The organism is Maribacter sp., from assembly GCA_020629415.1.
Classification (GTDB): domain Bacteria; phylum Bacteroidota; class Bacteroidia; order Flavobacteriales; family Flavobacteriaceae; genus Maribacter; species Maribacter huludaoensis.
In genome coordinates, this window is sequence record JAHDDL010000008.1 from 73,388 (window position 1) to 89,099 (window position 15,712).

Consider the following 15,712-nt stretch of genomic DNA (forward strand, 5'->3'; position numbering starts at 1 on the left):
TTATGTAAAAGTTACCTAAACATTGATTAATTGCAAAATAATTGTATCTTTATACCGTTATCATACAAGAAATCAGTAATCAAAAAAAATATATAATTATGAAAAAGCTACTAATTATTGCCGTAATGGCATTGTCTTTTGGAGCATATGCTCAAATTGATCCAGTTTTTGAAAAAGATGGAGATAAAGTAAAAGCTACTTATTTTCATGCTAATGGAGAGAAATCTCAAGAGGGGTTCTTTTTAAATGAGAAATTGGAAGGTGAATGGAAAATGTTCAATGAAAAAGGAGAAAAAATTGCCATGGGTAATTATGAAAACGGTGTAAGAACCGGTACATGGTTATTCTGGGAAGGTGATGTGAAAAGTGAAGTAAGTTTTGATAACAACAGAATTGCAAGTGTGTCTAAAGCTGGCAAAAAAGATCCTGTTGTTAGTAATAAATAAGTTAACTAACTCAAATAAAAAGCCCGTATCAATTGTGATACGGGCTTTTTTTATGCAATTAACTTAAACTGAATTATGCTACATTTTCAAGTTGTTCGTTCGAGTCTTTGCTCTTGTTTCCAAAACTACTAAACTTGACCTTAATACGATATACTATGTTGAATAGTACCGGTACAATGATTAATGTTAAGAAAGTAGCCACCAGTAAACCAAAGATTACCGTCCATGCCAATGGACCCCAGAATATGACGTTGTCACCACCTATATAAATATGTGGGTTAAATTCTGAGAACAATGCAAAGAAATCAATGTTAAGGCCTATTGCCAACGGAATCAATCCTAAAACTGTTGTTATTGCCGTAAGTATTACCGGTCTTAACCTTGCCTTACCACCAACTATCATTGAATCTGTTGCATCTTCCATGGTTAACAAATCACTGTCTTCAATACCAAGGCGTACCTTTTTACGATCTATTAGAATTTGGGTATAATCCAGCAGTACCACTCCGTTATTTACCACAATACCGGCTAATGAAATAATACCCATCATGGTCATCATAATTACGAAAGACCATCCGGTGATCATCAATCCTCCAAATACACCTATAAAACTTAGGAAAATGGCAATCATAATGATCAATGGTTTAGATATGCCACCAAATTGGAAAATTAGAATAAGCATAATCAATCCTAATCCTGAGAAAAAAGCACCAACTAAGAAAGCTTGTTGCTTTGCTTGTTCCTCTAACTGACCGGTGTAGTCAATTTTAACGGTAGCGGGTGTTCCTTCAAAACTGCCCATTTCATTTTGTATCTCGGCAACAATGGCACCTGCATCGGTAAAGCCAGGTTTTAAACCAGAGTAGATAGTTACAACTCGTTTACCGTCACGGTGTTTTATGGCACTGTAACCAGATGTATTCTTCTCTTTGGCTACAGCAGAAATCGGAATTTCCTTAATCTGCCCATTAGAAGGGTCTCTAAAAATGATATTCTGATTGAATAGCGCACTTTTATTGTATCTCAAATCTTCATTGAACCTGATGTTGATATCATAATCCTCACCATCTTCTTTGTAAACACCAGCTTTTTCACCAAAAATAGAACGTCTTAATTGGTTACCTACTTGCCCAACGGCAACACCTAATTCACCCGCTTTTTCGCGATCTACAATAACTTGCATAGCAGGTTTGCCTTTGTTTACATCAATCTTCAACTCTTCAATACCTGCAATATTTTTGGTGTTGATGAAGTTTTTAATATCCTCTGCAGTATTGATCAGCTCGTCATAATCATTACCTTCAAGTTCAATATTTATAGGAAAACCGGCTGGCGGACCATTGGCATCTTTCTCTACGGAAATAGCAACACCTGGATAAATTCCCTGTAATGCAGCTTGTACACGACCACGAATATCCTCTGTATTTAAACCGTTACGATACTTATATTCACTGAAGTTTACCGTAACCTTACCTTTATGTGGCATTTCTGCAGAGGAACCACCATCTGTAAGTGGATTACCTGCACCTTCACCTACCACGGACACAGCGGATGACATCATAAAGTTTTCACCCTTTTCATTTTTATACTTATCATCGTTCATGATAGCATATACCTGATTTTCTACCTCTTTGGTGATTTCATTGGTCTTCTCAATAGATGTTCCTTCAGGATATTCTACATATACGTAGATTTCGTTCGGTTTGTTATCTGGGAAGAATTCAATTTTTGTACGACCGCTACCTACGGACATACCAAATAACATGAAAACTCCGATCAACATTAAAAAGGTAATGCCAAAATACCAGTAAACGTTGCCACCTTTTAGGGCATGCTTCAAACGACGTTCATACCAATTTTCAAAACGGGACATGGTTCTCTTTTGAAACCTAATAGCTGCTCCTTTTATTAGATATTTATAGGCCCAGAACATAATAGCGGTAAGAATCAATACAGTACCTAAACCGCGCATAGCACCGCCAAAAATCAATATTAAAATACCTAAACCACCCATGATCACGCTCATTCTGATCAGTTGCTTTAAAGTAAGCTCCTTTTCGTCCGTACTCATGAATTTAGATACCAACATTGAATTCATAAAGATTGCCACGAACAATGAAGAACCCAATACAACAGATAGTGTAATAGGGAAGTAAATCATAAACTGTCCAAAAATACCAGGCCACAAACCTAATGGAACAAATGCCGCAACTGTTGTTGCCGTAGAAATAATTATAGGGTAGGCTATTTCACCAATACCTTTTTTAGCTGCCTCGATTCTAGACATGCCTTCATCCATTAATCTATATACGTTTTCTACCACTACTATACCGTTATCAACCAACATACCTAGACCCATGATCATTCCAAAAAGAATCATAGTGTTTAGGGTATAACCTAACCATGATAATATTACAAATGACATGAACATTGACATGGGGATAGCAAAACCGACGAACAAGGCATTTCTAAAGCCTAGGAAAAACATTAAAACGCTTACAACGAGTATGATACCAAAGATGATATTGTTTACCAAATCATCAACCTGATTCAATGTACGTGTAGAAGAATCATTGGCAATAGAGATGTTTAAATCTGGTGGAAAGTAATCTTCTTTTTCCTTTTTTACCAAGGCTTTTATCTTATCTGCCGCTGATATTGAATTTCTACCTGCTCTCTTTTTAACATCTAGCATTACTACGTTCTCGCCAAATTCGCGGGCATAGGTAGTTTTATCTTTAGACTGAAAGTTTACGGTGGCAATATCTTTTAAGTATACTGCACCGTTCTCAGATTTGACCACAAAATTGTTCAATTCTTTAGGGTGTTCAACTTCACCTAAAATACGAATGGTACGTCTTTGCCCAACTGTTTTTAGATTGCCGGCAGACATGGTCATGTTACCATTGCTTATAGCGCTAATAACGTCTTGAAAGCTGATTTTTGCCGCCATCATTTTGTAGATGTCCACACCAACTTCAACTTCCAGATCTTGGGCCCCACGAATGTCCGCTTGCTTAATTTCAGGTAAGTCTTCTACCTCATCTTGTAGGTATTCCGCAAATTCCTTTAATTTCTCTATAGGATAATCCCCTGTAAAGTTGATATTCATAATCGGTACTTCTTCAGAGAAGTTAAGGTCGAAAACATTAGGTTCTACCTTGGCACCGTTGAATGTTGGCCAGTCTTCACTAGCTTTTTCACTATCAACTTCATCCTTCACCTTTTGTTTGGCTTGTTCAACCGTAATATCTTCATCGAATTCTATGGTTAGAATAGCGTAATCTTCCTGTGATGTTGAAGTAATTTCAACAACGTTACTAATATTCTTAAGCCTGTCTTCTAACGGATCGGTAATCAATTTTTCAATATCCTCGGCAGTGTTACCGGGGTAAGGTGTGCTAACATATATCTTGGTTTCTATAATTTCGGGAAAATCCTCTCTCGGCATGGCCATATAGGCGCTAAAACCCAACCATAGAAAAATGGCTATCATGACATAAATAACCGAAGGGTTATCAATGGCCCAAGACGATAGACCGAATTCCTTGTCGGCGTTCTTTTGTACTTTGCTCATCGATATTTATTTTTTGATTTTTACTTTTTGGCCATCTTTAACGCTTCTGGCACCTTCTTTTATAATTTGGTTACCATCGGTTAAACCGGATAATACTTCAATATTGGCCCCTTGGGTTTTACCTGTTTTGATAACGCTTCTTTTTACTACCGCTTCGCCATCCGCATTTGGTTCTTCTGCAACAAAAACATACTGCTCGCCATCTGCATTTTCAGAAATTATACTTGTTGGTATTAATATGGCATTGTCGCTTGTATAGTCATTTATAGCAACCTTTGCGGTTAAATTTGGTTTTATTCTTCCCGCTTTGTTCGGTACAGGTATTTCAGCTTCAAAAGAACGGTTGGAAGGATTTATGAAATTACCGGTTTCCCTAATTTTTGTAACGATACTGTCACCTAAAACCGGAAAATAAACCAATGCCTCTTTCCCCTTGGTTACATTGTCTATGTACGATTCCGGAACTTCAACTTCAATGTACATATCAGATAGATTTACAATACGGAATACTTCTGACCCTGGACCAGGAGCCACCACTGTACCTTGGTCCTTGATAACATTATCGATAATACCGGAAAAAGGAGCTCTAATTGTAGATTTTCCTAATTGGCTCTGTGCTTGCGCTACCATGTTTTCAGCAGCCTCATAATTGGCTTTTGCCTGTAAGAATTGTATTTCCGAACCAATATTCTGGTTCCATAAACGCTCTTGACGTTCAAAAGTAGTTTTAGCTAATTCAGCTTGTGTTTTCAATTGACTTAATTGGCTTGACATACCACCATCATCAATAGTTGCCAATACCTGACCTCTAGAAACTTTAGTACCTTCTTTAACATAAACCCTTTGTAGCGTACCCGCCATTTCTGGGTAAATAAGAACATTTTGTTTGGTAGAAACATCGCCCTGTAATTCTAGATAGTGATTAAATACTTCTTTTTTTGCGGTCAATGTATTTACCAAAGGCAACTTTTCTTCATTACCTAAAATTCCTATAGCAGAATCTAATGATTTAAGTTGGGCATCGATCACTTTTTGCTGAGCGGTAATTTCATTTTTCTTCGCTCTTATTGCTTCTAGGTCTTGTTGCGCTATAATATCGGCTACCGTTTGCTCACCACCACCGCACGAGTAAATGCCTATGGTCGTAATTAATAAAACTAGTATTTTTTTCATGATTATATTTTTAGTGATTGATTATTTAGCCTTTTGTATTTAAAATAATTTCTAATTCGGTCTTTTTATTGATGACCTCTACCATAGATTGTAAAAATTCTTGTTGTGTGGTATAGAGTTGTGTTTGTGCTTGTCTTAGTTCAAAACTGGTAGCTAAACCTTCTTTATATTTTATCTGGTTCTTGTTTTCTATTCGTTCAGATAGCATTAGATTTTGTTTTGCAGTTTCATAGTTATCTATGGCCAAGGTGAAATTGTTCTTGGCATTTTCTAACTGAAGTCTAATTTGTTGCTCTGCTTCGGTCAATTGTGTTTTTGCTTTTTCTAATGCAATTTTTGCACGTTGTGTGCTGGCACTTCTTTTTAAAGAACTGAAGATTGGAATATTCAGGTCTAGACCAAGTATAGAAGAATCAAACCACTGTTGGTCTCCATTGAAAAAATCAAAATTTTCTGAGTAGGCGGCACTACCATAATTGATGTATGCATTTAATGTAGGTAATGCACGGCTTCTAGCTAATTTCCATTCAAAATAACGTTGTTCGTTTAAATTTTCCGCAAGTTTGTAATCTACGTTATCTTCAATATTAAAATCTGTACTAAGAATGTTAAGGTTCATTTTAGAAACTGTAAGGTCCTCTAAGTTGTCTTTTAACTGTGTAGGTGCGTTTAAGTCCAAACCTAAGCTAACGTTGAGCATTTGAAGTGTAATTTCCTGTAGTCTAATGGCGTTTTGTAATCGGTTTTCTACAGATGATAATGTAATTTGAAGTTGGTCTACACTTTCTTCTTCTCCTAATCCGTTTTCAAATAATTTGGTAGTTTCATAAAGTGTTTTTTCTAGTGTTGCTTTATTTTTCTCTAAAATTTTAACACTCTCTTCCGCTAATAGAACGTTGCCGTATGCTTCTACGACTTGCTTTCTAACATCTAATTCTGTTTTTTCTTTATTGTTGTCGCTATAGCTTAAGAAAGCTTTTGTTGCCTGAACCCCAACAATGTAGGAACCGTCAAAAATTTGTTGTGTAAGGGTAGCGGTAGCGGTCATTGATTGTGGTTGAGAGAATACAACGGGAATAAATTCCCCTGCTGCGCCACCAACTAATTCTGCAGGTAATAACGTAACAGGTTGCTTTAATTGGTTTGAGTACCCTACAGATCCATTTATCTGAGGTAGACCGGTTGCAATAGTTTCCCATTTTTGCTTTTGTGCATCTATAATATCCCTATTTGCATTAATGGCCGAATAGTTGTTCTCTAAGGCATACGTAATAGCTTCCTCTAGGGTGAAGGAGGAAGTTTGCTCTTGTGAATATCCCAAGCTAATACTTAGAATAAAGATTAATATTACTAATTGATTTCGCATTTATTCTTGATTTGAATTGATGATGTTATTTAAAATGGTTTTTCCTTTTGGGGTGACAATTCCTCTTAGGTGATATTCTAAAAACGAGTCCATAAGTTTGGCTATTGGAAATTGGTCTAGAGGAAAAATGTTTTGGTCTTTTATACTGTTCATGCCGGTAAAATATATTCTAGCAACAAACTCAGGTTCAATGTTATCCCTAAATAAACCCTGTTCTAGTCCGCGTTCTACATTTAATAACACGCAGCTATGCATTTTATCGAATTGCATTAGTTTTAGGTTTTTATGAATTTTGGGATAATATTTCATCAATTGATATTGCGGAGAGCTTTTTTCGTCGTTTAAATGAGACATAACATATTTTTTGATCTCATATAATTCTTCTATAGCGTTCTTCTCCATCGCTATAATTAAATCTATGCCATCACTTAAGTGGCAAAATTTGTTCATTACACAATCTTCCACAAGGGAAGTTTTGTTGCTGTATTCGCTGTAAATAGTTTTTTTTGATATACCAATTTCTTTGGCAATATCATCCATGGTAATACTCTTAAAACCGCGTTCCAAAAAAAGTTGTGAAGCTGTTTCCCTAATTTTTTCTTTCATAACAGCTGCAAATATACATAAGGAAACTATAGAAACTTAAAAAGTTTCCAAAGTTTTACAATTTAATAATGTGCTGTGTTTTTATGAACTAATTAAGGATGGCATCAATACATGGGAGATACTAATGTATAGAATACGTGGGAATAAGATATGGACATGGGGTCTATAACTTAAAAACGTTACATAGAATATAGCTAGTTGCTATCTTCTCTTTTTATATATAATGTAAAATAAAACGAGAAGGATGGAGCCCCCTACAATGTACCATAAGGTAAAGGCTTTTTTTTTGGGGCTGTTGACCTCAATAATTGCTAGTTGTTGGTTTGCCTCTATATTGGTCAATACTTGAGTATTGCCACCTGTCCAATTAACTATGACGGAATCTACTTTTTTATTCGTTCCCAAACCGAAGTGCGCAATAACAGAGTTTTGTGATAAGTGACTAGATCCACCGCCATCTATTTCCCTAATAGTTCTCTTTCCATCAACAACTATCGTAACTCTAGAGCCAATACCATTAGCTTCAGAAGCAATACCTTTTAATGCTACTTTTAGCCAATTACCATTGGCAATGTCATTTCTAAACAGGCGGGTGGTAGATGGTATTGGGTAATTTAAAATAGGTTGTTGATTAACGACCAAAAGATCCATGTCACCATCGTTGTCCATGTCAAAAATTACCGATCCTCTACCTATTCCGTAATCGTTAATAGCTAGTTCTCTTCCTTTTTCGGTGTATGTGTTATCATTATTCTCAAAATAGAAATTACCCATAGGCGTGCAATTGGGGTTCAAATCTCCGTTAGAAACAAATAAATCTAGATCTTCGTCATGATCAAAGTCTGCAAAATTGGCGCCCCAACTAATGGCTAGGTTATATGTACCTAATTCTTTCGCTTTATCTACAAACGGCTTGCCAGTACCTTGGTTTTCCATAAGCATGTTGAACTTGATGTTTGTAATGTAATAATCCATCCACCCGTCACCGTTGTAATCACCAACAGCAGCACCCATTGCGTTTATCTTTAAATCCATTTCGGTTTGTTCACTAACATCCTTAAAATGATTGTCTGGATATTCATTTTGATAAAGAAAATTAGGGACGGCCTTATATCCAAAATCCTGGTTTACCAATAAATCTTGATCTTGGTCATTATCATAATCCGTGAAAACACCGCCAAAACCAAAACCTTTGTGCCCTAAACCATATTCATCATATACATTTTTAAAACTTTTACCACCTTCATTTTTTAGTAAGTAGCTTCTAGCTGTTTGGTTGGCACTTACTATGGTGGCATCTTTTATAATGCCTAGTTTACCGGTAAATTCTTGAAAATAATTACCAACAAACAAATCAGGATATCCATCTGCATCTATATCTCCAAAACTTGGTCCTGTACTGAAAGAGTTTAAGTCCTCTAAGCTGTATTCATTAGTAACATCTTTAAATGTAGCATCTCCATTATTTAAGAAGAGTAAATTTTTAGCTCTTGGTATAATATTTTTGCCATCTGTAGTGGTAATGGTTGTAATGAACAGATCTCTGTATCCATCTTTATTAATATCTGCACTTATAACACCTTGGGTTACATACTCATTAGTTATTTCTAGACCGGATCCTTTAAAAACATCCGTAAACGTACCATTACCATTATTAAGGTACAGTCTGTCAGATTTTATACCACTAGTAATATACAGATCTTCAAATCCGTCTTTATTGAAATCAAGAACGGTAACTCCGCCGCCAAATGTTCCTTCGTATACTTCGTATTGGTGGTCCAAACCAGCTTCGGCGGTAACATCTACAAATTTTTGTTGTGCATTGGCAAACTTGCCGCAGTTAACAAATAATACTAGCGTTAAAGTAAGTGATGCTAATCTATTTTTCATTTGTTTTCTTCCATTCTAGGCCGTAAACGTTTTTTGCTATTTCAACGCCTTTTTCTAATCCTACTTCGTTATCTAATTGCGTATGTATACCGCCATAAAACCTTGAGTCTGCCGTTTCTTGAGCGGCATCCCAAAAGCTATCAAAAGATCTTATAACAAAATCGGTTTCTTTTAATTCATCACGTTCCCTGCCTTCATGAGCTCTATCCGTAAAAGTAAATTCTTTTCCAAAATTATGCTCTAAAACGGTTGCTGCGGCAGCCGCTTGTATTGCATGTCCGGAAGGGAAGGAAGGAAATGGTGGGTCAGGCCAAAAAGACTCCCATTCTTCATCTATATATTTTGGTATAAAAGTATTTGGTCTCTCGGTAAAAAATTGATATTTCCATTTCCAGCAGTTCACGAACGCATCCGATACGGCCATGCCTACCTGTGCATAGACCTGTGTAGTTTCAATAAGCGATATGTCATGTCCTTCTACGGCCAAGGTTGCAAAATAATAAGAATGTCCTGGTGGTGTAAAGCTTACATCTGGGTCATCTCCCCACCAAATGGCTGCTTCTTTTTCTAATTGGGTCAATTCTAAATCCTTGAGATATACATTTTCAAATTGTTTATAGTACGCTGAACCAGGCGTGGTGTCATACGGAATCATTTTTGGGTCTTCAATCGCTTTATTTTTAGATGCAAAAGTTCTATTTTCACCCCAGTGTGGGTGTAATGGGTGATGACTAAAAGATTGTGCAAATAGGGGTGGTTTCCAAGAGCCAGGTCTGTCCGGATGTACCATGGTCTTATCAAAATTTTTCAAATATCCTCTATGTCCGCCATCGGTTTTTGACCACTCAAAAATGATTTGCGCTACTTTTTTACCGAATGCCACGGAACGTTCTGCTGTTTGTTGATCAACATCCATTGTAAATTGATCGTAAATTACTTGTTCTAATGAATCTATTTTTTGAATATTTTCTTCGGAGGTTTGTACATAGATGTTTTTTAGAATTTCCGATTGTCCGGCATTTAGTGCCAGTACCCAATTATATTCTTTAGAGGCATCCGCTATTGGGAGTTGATCAAACCCGGTTAACTGCCCCCCCATTGATTTATAATCAGGAAAACCTTGTACAGTGGTTTCGTACATAGTTAAGCCCGTATAACCAAATGCCCTAGAAGCAAAAGTGGGTGAATTTGACGGTGTATATCTGGTAATGAACAAAGTCATGTTGGCCCACTCTAAGGCAACTTCCTTTTCGCTTAATTTGGGCTGTTCTTTGGTAGTACATGATGTAAATTGTACAATAAGAGCTACGAAGGTTATTATGTATTTTAATTTACTGAAAAAAGTCATGGTTAATTAAAAAGCTATTTTAATAGTTGATAAGTTTCGGTTGCTGCACCGTAACTTGTAAATATAAGTTCGTCATTTATGAGTAGTGCATGGGTATCACTACCTTTTATGGATAATCCAGATTGTGTCTGTCGTAGGTATTTAAAGTTGCCATCAGCCTTGCCCAGAAGCACAGTACCATAATTAGCATCAAATTTTCCAATTCTTAATTTATAAAAATCATTGTTTCCTAAAAGTAGTAAATCCATAATACCATCATTGTTAAAATCTGAACTAACAATACTGGAAATAGGGGAGTATTGTGCTTGTATTGGCAATGATATGTTTTTATATCTATCACTTTTATTGCTCATTAAAACTGTCGTTTTTTGATGCGTAATAGCCAATTTTTTTGCTTTTTGTAGTTCAGTTTCATCGAGAATATCATTTATGGTTGCTTCGGCATACTTTTTATAGCTATTAAATATTTGGCGTTTTCCAGAAAGTTGACCTAGTAACTCGTCCCTGGTCACATACGGATAGCTCTTGCCATCTATATAAAAGTTTAAAATAGGGTCTATTGAACCGTTATGGTCAAAATCGGAATAATACAGCTCGGCAGGTCTTTCAATACTTAGTTTAAATTGCGTATTTGTACCAATATTACCTGCTATAATATCTGGTTTGCCATCTTTATTTAGGTCGGTAACATGAAGGCTAGTCCACAAACCGGATAAAGATTCGTTGAAAAAATTATGCGTTTCATTTATCAATTTCCCACTTTTGTTCAAATAAATAGAGATAGGCATCCACTCCCCAACTACAATCAGATCATCTTGTTGGTCACCATCCATATCTGCCCATACGGCATCGGTAACCATTCCTACATTTTTCAGTTCCGGCTGTATTGTATCGGTATGGTCGGTAAATTTTCCTGTACTATCATTGATAAGAATATAACTCCTTGGTATTTCAGGAAAACGCCCCGGTATACTATAGCCTCCCACAAAAATATCTATATATGAATCATTGTTAATATCAGAGAATGTTATGGATCCGGTGCTGGTTAACATTTTTGGTAAGGCATTTTTATGTTTTTTAAAATTTCCTTTCCCATCACCTAAATAAACTCTGTCCTGTAGTAAAGGATCGTTCGGTTCCAGATGATGATAACCACCACTAGCAATATATGCATCTAAATTTCCGTCCTTGTTAATATCGATCAGTGATATGTCCGTATCTGAATATTGTTGGTCCTGTTCAAGATCAGCACTTGTTCTATTATTAAATATTTTTTGTGAATTCTGAATATACACGGCAGTAGCTTGACCAATACCGCCTCCAATAACAATATCTTCTAGTCCATCATTATTTATATCACCCTTAGCCATGGGCGGACCGTAATGTGATAATTGCTTTAATAATAATGATTGTCTTTTAAAGTCATTCATTGAAGATGATGAATGCGCGTAATTAATTGCATTAGATACTTTACGAAATAAAGGTTTAGATTTATCTTTTAAGATAGTGGTTTTGGTAGCATTACTTTCTTCTAAAACCAATAATTGATTAGTGGCAACTTCCCTTAAGGTTTCAGTTTTACCTGAATTCCATTGAACCGTTAAGGAGTCTATAATACTAACATCATTAAACCCAAAATGTAAAATAGATGAAACTGTTGAAAGATAGCCTTGAGTAGGCATTTGTTCTACAACTTGAGTTTTGTCTTTGCTATATACACTTACTTTTGATCCAATACCGTTGGTATTTTTATCAGCACCTTTTAATTGAATACTTATTTGATGGGTGCTTTCTTTTTTAGTATCATTTCTATAGATGAAAGCCGGTTTGTTTATATTGTTCACCACTAGGTCCAAATCACCATCATTATCCAGGTCAACATAAATTGAACCGTTACTATTAGCTGGTTGGTCAACACCTGCTTTGTCTGTTTTATCGCTAAAATTTAGTCCATCATTATTGCTGTAATAGAAGTTGGTCAGGTTTGAAGCTGGCATTTCTTTTATCAATTCCAAAACATCTTGTCGTTGTAGCCTACCTTTAGATTGTACATAACTATCCATGTAATTGATAAAATCTAAATTGGTATAATCCCTATAATATCCGTTGGAAATAAATAAATCTTTAAAACCGTCATTATCAAAATCTGCAAAGAGGGGAGCCCAACTCCAATCTGTGTTTGAAATACCGGCTAGTTGTCCAATTTCACTAAAGGTGTTATCGCCATTGTTCAACTGAAGCATGTTCCTCATGTATTGATGGTGAAACCCACTTCTAATATTTAAATCGAATTTTTCATAATTATCAGGTGACAATAATAGTTTTTGACGCTTATTATCTTTAGGCAGCATGTCTAAGGTGAAAATATCCTGTAGGCCATCATTGTTGATATCTGCAATATTGTTACCCATAGAAAAATGGCTTGTATGCCCCATTTGTTCCCCTAATTTGTCAGTGAACGTACCGTTTTTATTGTTGATGTACAGGTAGTCAGGAACTGTATAGTCATTGGAAATATAGAAATCTTGCCAACCATCATTATTGATATCGCTTATACCTATGCCTAAACCATAGGTAAGTGCAGAGCCACTGATGCCGGCATTTACAGTTACATCAACAAACGTATTTCTTTTTTGCTCAAAGAGACGTATACCTTGAAGAGGGTCGTCTTTATTGAGAAGTTTTTTAGTGCTTACTTCGTTCAAAACGGGCAAAGATTTTGGATTATGGTTTAGTAAAAGCATATCCAAATCACCATCTTTATCATAATCAAAAAAATATCCTTGATTACTAAATGCTGCGCTGGCTAGACCATACTCTTCTGCTTGTTCTTTAAAAATAGGTACGTTATTGGCATCGTTTCCTTGATTGATGAACAATTGATTTTTACGCTTTACATCTGGTAAGGCACCTGAATAGCAAAGATAGAGGTCCAGTTTGCCATCTCCGTTTACGTCAGCAGAGGTAATGCCTGTTTTCCAAGGTCCAGGTCTACCGCTAACTTTAGAAGTATTAGTAACATCTTTAAATGTAAAATCACCTTGGTTTAAATAGAATTTATTTTCACCCATGTTAGAAGTGAAATACAAATCTTGAAGACCGTCATTATTGAAGTCTCCTGTAGCAATTCCACCACCATTATAAAGGTATTCATATACCAATACGTTGGCATTTAATCCTTCTTTTAAAGTGTTCTGAAAAGTTACTTTCGTTTCGTCTTCTGACAAAAGAGTGAATAGGGTAGGTTCTTCAATTTTATTTATTGTTGAAGGGGTTTCATCTTTTTTAATTTTCTCAGTACAGCTTTGGTGTATTAGGAAAATTAAAAGGATATAGAAGATTTGATTTTTTGTCATTTGTTTAAAAGTAAAAGATCTATTCCAAAAAGGAATAGATCTTTAATTTAACTCAATTTAAACTAAACTAATAACCTGGATTCTGAATCAAAAGGTTATTTCTATTGATTTCATCTCTACTAATAGGCATGAAATACATTTTATCGTCCCAAGTTCTGGTTTCGTTATCATTATTGTCAACTACCGTATAGGTGTAATCATACACTGTTGGATCATATTTATATGGTGTCCTTGGTGTAGCACCTGCTTTTAAAGTTGCACTAACTTTCATTACCTTAATACCTCTACCAAGTGTTTGATCTGCAATCATCCACCTTCTTGCGTCATGGTATCTATGCTCTTCATAAGCTAACTCAACTCTTCTTTCGTTGATGTAATCTTCTAAAAGCTCGTTACCTGAAGATGAAATTGCGGGCATACCGGCTCTAAAACGAATTTTATTTAACCAATTTCTAGCTTCGCCTTCATCGCCTAGTGCAATAGATGCTTCCACATAGTTCAATACGATTTCAGTATATCTGATAAACGGCCAAGGTACTACTTGGGCACTAGATTGATTATCAACTAAAGATGGGTCTGGATCAATAAACTTTCTTACATAATATCCAGTTCTACTTCCGTTCCAGTTTTCAATGGGCGAATCTCTCATGTCCACACCAGGTATTATTCCACCGCTACCGTCTGCGTATGTTCCTGTCTGTATTTCATCATAAGGATCAATTGAAGCAACATCATCCGGTCTAGGTTTCCAAGGTGCACCGTCATATAGAATGGTAGCGGCCAATCTTGGATCTCTATTCTCATATGGAGCAGCTGCGTGTTCTTCATTGCTCCAGTCGAAATCCGAACCGTCCATCATTTGATAGTCGTCTACCAATTGTTGAATAGGTGTATTTCCTGCCCAGTTGTGGTAGCCATTAGGTCCGTTGTTTATTCCTTGGTGAATACCACCTAAAGGCCAGTTACTTTCTTGTGTAAACAAAGGTGAGTGTGTTCTTTCAAACAATAGTTCAGACCTTGCAGCAGCATCACCAACGGCACTTCCACCTCCCATAGCAATAGAGATGTAGGTCTGTGTTGCTTCTTCTGCACTTGCAGGTTCCGTTAAATCTAGTTTATAACCGGTAGTTGCGTCTAAAACAGCCTTGGCAGCAGTTTTTGCAGCGTTCCATCTTGCATCTCTGTCCCCAGAAGTATATGCAACCAGTTCTAAATTTGAATATGCACCCAATGTTGCCGATTTAGCGCTCGCAGTAGGTCCGTCGCGTAAATCACTCGCTGCATATGTCAGCACTCTAGATTTTAATCCCATAGCACCTAGCATAGATGCTCTACCTGGAGTAACTTCTTTACCATCTAACAATGATATAGCCCTGTCTAGATCATCGGTCACAAAGGTTACGTTTTCGGCATAGGTACCTCTAGCTATAGTATAGTCATCATCTAGTCCATATGGCGTGTCAATTAATGGGGCTCCACCATAGTAACGCATTAATTGATGATAGTAATAAGCTCTTAAAAAATGAGCCTCTCCTAGTAACCTATCCTTTAGAGTCTGGTCATCAAAGGTCGAGTTAGGCAATTCTTGTATGGCTATATTCGCTTTTCTAATGGCTGAATATAACTCGTTCCATTGTGGAATGATATTCACATTTCCCGTACCTGATGGGGAAAGAGAACCTTCTGTAATAACATTGACTCCTCTACCGGAGTGTGTAAACATTGCTTCGTCCGTTAATGAAGACAGGCCTTCTTCTTCAAATCCTCCATAGCCGAGGGATCCGTACACATTAAATACAAATGCTTGTGCCAACGCCCCATCTGCCCAAGTAGCATCTGCCGAAATTGAATCTAATGGCTGCGTTTCTAAGAAATCTTCATTACACGAAATAGGAACCAGCGCTAGGGCCAGTAATCCTAAAAGTATTAATTTTTCTTTTTTCATGATTT

9 protein-coding genes are annotated in these 15,712 nt (G+C 36.4%); 1 reads left to right on the forward strand and 8 read right to left on the reverse strand.

All coding sequences use genetic code 11. The features are described 5' to 3' along the window. Positions 1-98: 98 nt before the first annotated feature. On the forward strand, positions 99-446 hold the full coding sequence (locus QZ657_RS05305; protein ID WP_291965435.1) for a toxin-antitoxin system YwqK family antitoxin: 348 nt from the start codon (positions 99-101) through the stop codon (positions 444-446). A gap of 73 nt (positions 447-519) precedes the next feature. On the opposite strand, the gene QZ657_RS05310 is transcribed toward QZ657_RS05305, so the two are convergent. The 8 genes from QZ657_RS05310 to QZ657_RS05345 form a co-directional block, all read right to left on the reverse strand. Further along, on the reverse strand, positions 520-4,023 hold the full coding sequence (locus tag QZ657_RS05310; protein ID WP_291965437.1) for an efflux RND transporter permease subunit: 3,504 nt from the start codon (positions 4,021-4,023) through the stop codon (positions 520-522). A gap of 6 nt (positions 4,024-4,029) precedes the next feature. After that, complete coding sequence (locus tag QZ657_RS05315; RefSeq protein WP_291961299.1) at positions 4,030-5,196, reverse strand: efflux RND transporter periplasmic adaptor subunit; 1,167 nt, start codon at positions 5,194-5,196, stop codon at positions 4,030-4,032. A gap of 25 nt (positions 5,197-5,221) precedes the next feature. Next, positions 5,222-6,562: a TolC family protein gene (locus QZ657_RS05320; RefSeq protein WP_291965438.1), complete on the reverse strand. Its 1,341-nt coding sequence runs from the start codon at positions 6,560-6,562 to the stop codon at positions 5,222-5,224. After that, positions 6,563-7,168, reverse strand: a complete 606-nt coding sequence (locus QZ657_RS05325) for a TetR/AcrR family transcriptional regulator (RefSeq protein ID WP_291965440.1) — start codon at positions 7,166-7,168, stop codon at positions 6,563-6,565. A 201-nt stretch (positions 7,169-7,369) separates the two neighbouring features. Then, positions 7,370-9,058 carry a CRTAC1 family protein gene (locus QZ657_RS05330; protein WP_291965442.1) on the reverse strand — a complete coding sequence of 563 codons (1,689 nt, stop codon included), beginning with the start codon at positions 9,056-9,058 and terminating at the stop codon, positions 7,370-7,372. Beyond that, positions 9,048-10,406 (reverse strand): phosphatase PAP2 family protein, encoded by a 1,359-nt coding sequence (locus tag QZ657_RS05335; protein WP_291965444.1) that lies wholly within the window; start codon positions 10,404-10,406, stop codon positions 9,048-9,050. The genes QZ657_RS05330 and QZ657_RS05335 overlap by 11 nt, the downstream gene beginning before the upstream one ends. 14 nt (positions 10,407-10,420) lie before the next feature. Next, on the reverse strand, positions 10,421-13,762 hold the full coding sequence (locus tag QZ657_RS05340) for a VCBS repeat-containing protein (RefSeq protein WP_291965446.1): 3,342 nt from the start codon (positions 13,760-13,762) through the stop codon (positions 10,421-10,423). Between the two features lie 67 nt (positions 13,763-13,829). Further along, positions 13,830-15,707, reverse strand: coding sequence for a RagB/SusD family nutrient uptake outer membrane protein (locus QZ657_RS05345; RefSeq protein WP_276470355.1), 1,878 nt, complete (start codon positions 15,705-15,707; stop codon positions 13,830-13,832). Between the last annotated feature and the right edge of the window lie 5 nt (positions 15,708-15,712).

Coding starts and splice junctions, on each gene's coding strand:
- QZ657_RS05305 (WP_291965435.1), top strand. CDS start 99: ATGAAAAAGCTACTAATTATTGCCGTAATGGCATTGTCTTTTGGAGCA.
- QZ657_RS05315 (WP_291961299.1), bottom strand. CDS start 5,196: ATGAAAAAAATACTAGTTTTATTAATTACGACCATAGGCATTTACTCG.
- QZ657_RS05310 (WP_291965437.1), bottom strand. CDS start 4,023: ATGAGCAAAGTACAAAAGAACGCCGACAAGGAATTCGGTCTATCGTCT.
- QZ657_RS05325 (WP_291965440.1), bottom strand. CDS start 7,168: ATGAAAGAAAAAATTAGGGAAACAGCTTCACAACTTTTTTTGGAACGC.
- QZ657_RS05330 (WP_291965442.1), bottom strand. CDS start 9,058: ATGAAAAATAGATTAGCATCACTTACTTTAACGCTAGTATTATTTGTT.
- QZ657_RS05320 (WP_291965438.1), bottom strand. CDS start 6,562: ATGCGAAATCAATTAGTAATATTAATCTTTATTCTAAGTATTAGCTTG.
- QZ657_RS05345 (WP_276470355.1), bottom strand. CDS start 15,707: ATGAAAAAAGAAAAATTAATACTTTTAGGATTACTGGCCCTAGCGCTG.
- QZ657_RS05335 (WP_291965444.1), bottom strand. CDS start 10,406: ATGACTTTTTTCAGTAAATTAAAATACATAATAACCTTCGTAGCTCTT.
- QZ657_RS05340 (WP_291965446.1), bottom strand. CDS start 13,762: ATGACAAAAAATCAAATCTTCTATATCCTTTTAATTTTCCTAATACAC.